The sequence below is a fragment of the Streptomyces lateritius genome (genome assembly GCF_014649715.1).
GTDB lineage: Bacteria > Actinomycetota > Actinomycetes > Streptomycetales > Streptomycetaceae > Streptomyces > Streptomyces lateritius.
Genome location: NZ_BMTO01000002.1, coordinates 622414 through 628470 on the forward strand (window position 1 = coordinate 622414; position 6057 = coordinate 628470).

Genomic DNA, 6057 nt, shown 5'->3' on the forward strand with positions numbered 1-6057 from the left:
TCCGATTAGCGCGTATCGTCACCCTATGCCCACGCCATACGGATCCCGCGGCGGCATGGCGTTCAGCGCGGACGAGCTGCGTGTGCTCCGACGTGCTCTCGCCACCGCCCTCCACCCTGCCCCCCTTCAGGACGAGGACGTCCAGGACTGCCTGCGCCTCGCCGAATCCGTGGACGAAGCCGTCCGCGAGGCCGGCCGGCTGCGCGCCTTCCTCCTCGCCGACCTGGCCCGCTACCGCGAGGCCCTGCCCGGTTCGCTCCCCGGCTATCTGGAGCTCCTCCAGGAGGCCCTCTCCGCCGGTTACGACCCCGAGGCCGACGACCTCGCCGCCCTGCGCGCGCTGCGCGCCGATCCCCGGGCCGCCGGCCTCCTGGAGCGCTGCCAGATGCTCGCCGAGCGCTCCGTGCGCGCCCGCCTCGCCCGTGTCATCCAGGCGACCGTCCCGGGCGCGCCCACGCCCGCCCCGGCGCCGCCCCGGCCCCGCGCCCGGCTGCTCGCCCTGCCCGGTGGCCGCGCCGCCGACGAGCCGAAGAAACCGTCCACGCCCAAGCCGCCGGTCCCGGACGAGCGCCCGGTGCCCAAGCCCTCCGAGGTGTTCCCGCCGCGCCGACGTCCCGTACCCCCGCCCCCGCCCGAGGAGCGCGTCGCCGGATAGCTACTCTGGACGCCATGGACTACGTATCCGCGCTCCTGCCCCCCGTCGTGATGGCCGCGTTCTTCATCGCTCTCGTCGTCACGATCGTCAAGAGCCAGGGCGGCCCGAACAAGGCCAAGGAGGACGCGGCCGTGGACGCCGCCCTCGCGCGCGCAGACGCCCCCCGCCAGTCGGGCGGCGACGCCGCGTAGCCCCCGCTCCGGTCCCTCGCGCCACCGAGGACGTACGCCCGCTTTCGCGGCGTACGTCCTTTTTGTGTGTTTCCTCCGCCAATAACCGGCCGCTCCCGTTCTCGCGCACTATGGTGGCCATGTGCCCCGTCAATTGGGAGAGCTCGAAGACGCCGTCATGACACGCGTCTGGCAATGGAACCGGCCGGTGACCGTCCGGGAAGTCCTGGAGGATCTCCAGCAGGAACGGTCCATCGCCTACACCACCGTCATGACCGTAATGGACAATCTCCATCAGAAGGGCTGGGTGCGCAGGGAAGTCGACGGCCGCGCCTATCGATATACCGCGGTCTCCACCCGCGCCGCCTACTCTGCCGCGCTGATGAACGAGGCCTGGTCGCAGAGCGACAACCCCGCCGCCGCCCTTGTCGCCTTCTTCGGCATGATGTCGTCCGAGCAGCGCGAGGCGCTCACCGACGCCATCCGCATCGTCGGCCACAACACCCCCGACGCGCCGCCCGCCCCGGCCGAGGGTGCCGACGAGGGCGAGGGCCAGGGGCGATAACGTCCCCCCATGTCGTCGTCCTCCGCATCCGCGTCCCCCCAGAAAGGCGTCACCGTACGCCGGGCCCGTACCAGCGATGTCCCCGCGGTCCGCCGACTCGTCGATCCGTTCGCCCGCCGCGGCATCCTGCTCGACAAAGCGACCGTCACCCTTTACGAGGACATCCAGGAGTTCTGGGTCGCCGAACGCGACGAGGACGCGGTGGTCGTCGGGTGCGGGGCGCTCCACGTGATGTGGGAAGACCTCGCCGAAGTGCGTACTCTCGCCGTCGATCCGGAGTTCAAGGGCGCGGGCGTCGGGCATCAGGTGCTCGACAAGTTGCTGCACACCGCCAGATGGCTCGGGGTGCGCCGGGTATTCTGCCTGACCTTCGAAGTCGACTTCTTCGCGAAGCACGGCTTCGTCGAGATCGGTGAGACTCCCGTCGACGGAGATGTGTACAGCGAGCTCCTGCGTTCCTATGACGAGGGTGTCGCCGAGTTCCTCGGTCTCGAACGAGTGAAGCCGAACACCTTGGGTAACAGTCGGATGCTTCTGCACCTGTGATCGTAACGAGCTTACGGAACCCTATGTCCGAATCGCGCACGTTTCCCGCGTTCCCGGGCTTCTGAACCTCTGCCAGGGGTTTGTGTTTTTCCGGGAAAAGCGGTTTCCTTTCCGCGTACTGCATTTTCGATGAAAGGAAATCCGGTGGCACAGAAGGTTCAGGTCCTTCTTGTCGATGACCTCGACGGTGTCGAGGCGGACGAGACCGTGACGTTCGCGCTGGACGGCAAGACCTACGAGATCGACCTCACCACCGCCAACGCGGACAAGCTCCGCGCCCTGCTCGAGCCGTACACGAAGAGTGGCCGGCGCACCGGTGGCCGCACCACCGGTACGCGAGGCAAGGGCCGGGTCGCCACCGGTGGCAGCCCGGACACCGCGAAGATCCGCGCGTGGGCCAAGGAGAACGGCTACAACGTGAACGACCGCGGCCGGGTCCCTGCGGAGATCAAGGCGGCCTACGAGGACGCGAACCGCTGAGGCGTCAGCTGCTGGGACGCCGCCCCGTAGGGACGGCACAGGGGCGAGTGCTCAGCAGTCGCACCCGGTGGCACTCCGCGGCGGCGGCGGCCACGAGCCGTACGAGACAGGGGGCGCCCGCATCGCCCCGCCCCGCGGCCCGCAGGGCCGGCAGCGAGGACTCCACTTCGTGGCCCGGCTCGGGGGCGCGCAGCCACACCGCGGCGCCCGGCGTGCCGGAACCGCTCCGTCCTGGGGGAATGGGGGCGGTCATCCGGCCGCCCGCGCCCAGCACGGCGAGATCCAGTGAGATCCCGCCCCACTCCAGCCAGTCGAGCAGCCCCGGCAGCTCCTCGGCGCTCCCCGCTGCCACGAGCAGCCGCATCCTCCGCCCCATGAGGGCCACCGGCCCCGTGGCGGCGCCCCGTCGGCGCAGCACCGCGCGGCCGGCCGCCGCGGGCAGCTCCAGGACGTCGAAGCGCAGCCCGGTGACCAACTGGACCGGCGGGCCGTCCACGGCCGCCCAGCCGAGTGTGTTCTCGTACCACCGCGCCAGGTCGTCGTCGAGCGGCGAGCGGGGGAGCGGGACGGTGAAGGCCATGCCCGGGGAACTCCCGGAAGGTCCCGTCGGTTACGCCCGGTGGTGACCCGGAGTCCCGCCGGTGGTGCGGAGCGTGTCCGTGATGGACGTCTGTGCGGGCCTACGGGTGCATTCGGGAGCGCAAGGGTGTTCGCCCGTAGCTGAGGGAACCGGGGTGTGCCGCATGGAGTGTCAGTGCTTACGGGTAAGACATTCCTAGTGAGGAGGGGCGACTCGCGGGCTTCCGCGTCTCACGTTCGCCATCGGCGTACTCAAGGCGCGGGTAACTGCTTGGCCTGCGGGAACATCGTCTCGCACCATCGGGTTGGAGCATTTGTCGGCTGTTCTGCAGCAGGTCTCCCCGCAGACAAGGGGGTGATCCGGACGGATGTCGGCAGTTGGAATGAGCGGTCCCCGCTTGCGGGACTAAGCTGCGGAAGGACAGGGAGGGGATCGACCCCTAACTGACTGACCGCTCTGAGGAGCGATTAACGATGTTCGAGAGGTTCACCGACCGCGCGCGGCGGGTTGTCGTCCTGGCTCAGGAAGAAGCCCGGATGCTCAACCACAACTACATCGGCACCGAGCACATCCTCCTGGGCCTTATCCACGAGGGTGAGGGTGTCGCCGCTAAGGCCCTGGAGAGCCTCGGGATTTCGCTCGAGGCGGTCCGCCAGCAGGTTGAGGAGATCATCGGGCAGGGGCAGCAGGCCCCGTCCGGGCACATCCCCTTCACCCCGCGTGCCAAGAAGGTCCTGGAGCTGTCGCTCCGTGAGGCCCTCCAGCTCGGCCACAACTACATCGGCACCGAGCACATCCTGCTCGGCCTGATCCGCGAGGGCGAGGGCGTCGCCGCCCAGGTCCTCGTGAAGCTGGGCGCCGATCTCAACCGGGTGCGGCAGCAGGTCATCCAGCTGCTCTCCGGCTACCAGGGCAAGGAAGCCGCCGCCGCCGGCGGTCCTGCCGAGGGCACCCCCTCGACGTCCCTGGTCCTCGACCAGTTCGGCCGGAACCTCACCCAGGCCGCTCGTGAGTCCAAGCTCGACCCGGTCATCGGGCGCGAGAAGGAGATCGAGCGGGTCATGCAGGTGCTGTCCCGCCGCACGAAGAACAACCCGGTCCTCATCGGCGAGCCCGGCGTCGGCAAGACCGCCGTCGTCGAAGGCCTGGCGCAGGCCATCGTCAAGGGCGAGGTGCCCGAGACCCTCAAGGACAAGCACCTCTACACCCTCGACCTCGGCGCGCTGGTCGCCGGCTCCCGCTACCGCGGTGACTTCGAGGAGCGCCTGAAGAAGGTCCTCAAGGAGATCCGCACCCGCGGCGACATCATCCTGTTCATCGACGAGCTCCACACCCTGGTGGGTGCGGGTGCCGCCGAGGGCGCGATCGACGCCGCCAGCATCCTCAAGCCGATGCTGGCCCGCGGTGAGCTCCAGACCATCGGTGCCACCACGCTCGACGAGTACCGCAAGTACCTGGAGAAGGACGCCGCCCTCGAGCGCCGCTTCCAGCCCATCCAGGTCGCCGAGCCGTCGCTACCGCACACGATCGAGATCCTCAAGGGTCTGCGCGACCGTTACGAGGCCCATCACCGTGTCTCGATCACGGACGAGGCCCTCGTCCAGGCCGCGACCCTGGCCGACCGGTACATCTCGGACCGCTTCCTCCCGGACAAGGCGATCGACCTGATCGACGAGGCCGGCTCCCGGATGCGCATCCGCCGGATGACCGCGCCGCCGGACCTCCGCGAGTTCGACGAGAAGATCGCCGGCGTCCGCCGTGACAAGGAGTCCGCGATCGACTCCCAGGACTTCGAGAAGGCGGCCTCTCTCCGCGACAAGGAGAAGCAGCTGCTGGCGGCGAAGGCCAAGCGGGAGAAGGAGTGGAAGGCCGGCGACATGGACGTCGTCGCCGAGGTCGACGGCGATCTGATCGCCGAGGTCCTTGCGACCGCCACCGGCATCCCGGTCTTCAAGCTGACCGAGGAGGAGTCCTCGCGTCTGCTCCGCATGGAGGACGAGCTCCACAAGCGCGTCATCGGCCAGCGCGACGCGGTCATCGGCCTCTCGCGGGCGATCCGCCGTACGCGTGCCGGTCTGAAGGACCCGAAGCGACCCGGTGGCTCGTTCATCTTCGCCGGCCCGTCCGGTGTCGGTAAGACCGAGCTGTCCAAGGCGCTCGCCGAATTCCTCTTCGGCGACGAGGACGCGATGATCTCCCTCGACATGTCGGAGTTCAGCGAGAAGCACACGGTTTCCCGTCTCTTCGGTTCTCCCCCCGGATACGTGGGCTACGAAGAGGGCGGCCAGCTCACCGAGAAGGTGCGCCGCAAGCCGTTCTCCGTCGTCCTCTTCGACGAGGTCGAGAAGGCTCACCCCGATATCTTCAATTCCCTTCTCCAGATCCTGGAGGACGGTCGGCTGACCGACTCCCAGGGCCGGGTCGTGGACTTCAAGAACACGGTCATCATCATGACGACCAACCTCGGGACCCGGGACATCTCGAAGGGCTTCAACCTGGGCTTCGCCGCCCAGGGCGACACGAAGTCCAACTACGAGCGGATGAAGGCGAAGGTCAGCGACGAGCTGAAGCAGCACTTCCGCCCGGAGTTCCTGAACCGTGTGGATGACGTCATCGTCTTCCCGCAGCTCACCCAGGCGGACATTCTCAAGATCGTCGACCTGATGATCGGCCGCGTGGACGAGCGCCTGCGCGACCGGGACATGGGCATCGAGCTCTCCCAGTCCGCGAAGGAGCTGCTCGCCAAGAAGGGTTACGACCCCGTTCTGGGCGCCCGGCCGCTGCGCCGGACGATCCAGCGCGAGATCGAGGACTCGCTCTCCGAGAAGATCCTCTTCGGCGAGCTGCGCCCCGGTCACATCGTGGTCGTGGACACCGAGGGCGAGGGTGAGGAGAAGAAGTTCACCTTCCGCGGCGAGGAGAAGTCGGCGCTGCCCGACGTCCCGCCGATCGAGCAGGCGACCGGCGGAGCCGGCCCGAACCTCTCGAAGGACGCGTGACGCCGCGCTGAGCGGCTGAAGGGGCGGCCCCGGACCCGTACGGAGACGTACGGGTCCGGGGC

At 68.7% G+C, this 6057-nt stretch carries 7 protein-coding genes; 6 read left to right on the plus strand and 1 reads right to left on the minus strand.

Annotation, left to right across the window (positions count from 1 at the left end; translation table 11 throughout):
- The first annotated feature begins 55 nt into the window (after positions 1–55).
- From IE136_RS06235 to IE136_RS06255, 5 genes are all read left to right on the plus strand, one after another.
- A complete protein-coding gene (locus IE136_RS06235; RefSeq protein WP_189599773.1) occupies positions 56–655 on the plus strand; it encodes a hypothetical protein in 600 nt (199 codons plus the stop codon).
- A gap of 14 nt (positions 656–669) precedes the next feature.
- Complete coding sequence (locus IE136_RS06240; RefSeq protein ID WP_189599731.1) at positions 670–846, plus strand: hypothetical protein; 177 nt, start codon at positions 670–672, stop codon at positions 844–846.
- A gap of 121 nt (positions 847–967) precedes the next feature.
- Positions 968–1390, plus strand: a complete 423-nt coding sequence (locus tag IE136_RS06245; protein ID WP_229818648.1) for a BlaI/MecI/CopY family transcriptional regulator — start codon at positions 968–970, stop codon at positions 1388–1390.
- Between the two features lie 9 nt (positions 1391–1399).
- Positions 1400–1936 carry an amino-acid N-acetyltransferase gene (locus IE136_RS06250; protein ID WP_158988254.1) on the plus strand — a complete coding sequence of 179 codons (537 nt, stop codon included), beginning with the start codon at positions 1400–1402 and terminating at the stop codon, positions 1934–1936.
- A 144-nt stretch (positions 1937–2080) separates the two neighbouring features.
- Positions 2081–2416: a histone-like nucleoid-structuring protein Lsr2 gene (locus tag IE136_RS06255; RefSeq protein WP_158988253.1), complete on the plus strand. Its 336-nt coding sequence runs from the start codon at positions 2081–2083 to the stop codon at positions 2414–2416.
- A gap of 4 nt (positions 2417–2420) precedes the next feature.
- Here IE136_RS06255 and IE136_RS06260 read toward each other — a convergent pair whose 3' ends face one another.
- The gene (locus IE136_RS06260; RefSeq protein WP_158988252.1) at positions 2421–2996 is read right to left on the minus strand and encodes an SCO3374 family protein; all 576 of its coding nucleotides are present in this window, start codon (positions 2994–2996) and stop codon (positions 2421–2423) included.
- A gap of 473 nt (positions 2997–3469) precedes the next feature.
- Between IE136_RS06260 and IE136_RS06265 the strand changes: the two genes are divergently transcribed.
- On the plus strand, positions 3470–5995 hold the full coding sequence (locus IE136_RS06265; RefSeq protein WP_189599732.1) for an ATP-dependent Clp protease ATP-binding subunit: 2526 nt from the start codon (positions 3470–3472) through the stop codon (positions 5993–5995).
- Positions 5996–6057 lie beyond the last annotated feature (62 nt).

What these genes read in the sequence shown, in the direction of transcription:
- IE136_RS06235 (WP_189599773.1), top strand. Translation starts at nt 56, where the DNA reads ATGGCGTTCAGCGCGGACGAGCTGCGTGTGCTCCGACGTGCTCTCGCC.
- IE136_RS06240 (WP_189599731.1), top strand. Translation starts at nt 670, where the DNA reads ATGGACTACGTATCCGCGCTCCTGCCCCCCGTCGTGATGGCCGCGTTC.
- IE136_RS06250 (WP_158988254.1), top strand. Translation starts at nt 1,400, where the DNA reads ATGTCGTCGTCCTCCGCATCCGCGTCCCCCCAGAAAGGCGTCACCGTA.
- IE136_RS06260 (WP_158988252.1), bottom strand. Translation starts at nt 2,996, where the DNA reads ATGGCCTTCACCGTCCCGCTCCCCCGCTCGCCGCTCGACGACGACCTG.
- IE136_RS06265 (WP_189599732.1), top strand. Translation starts at nt 3,470, where the DNA reads ATGTTCGAGAGGTTCACCGACCGCGCGCGGCGGGTTGTCGTCCTGGCT.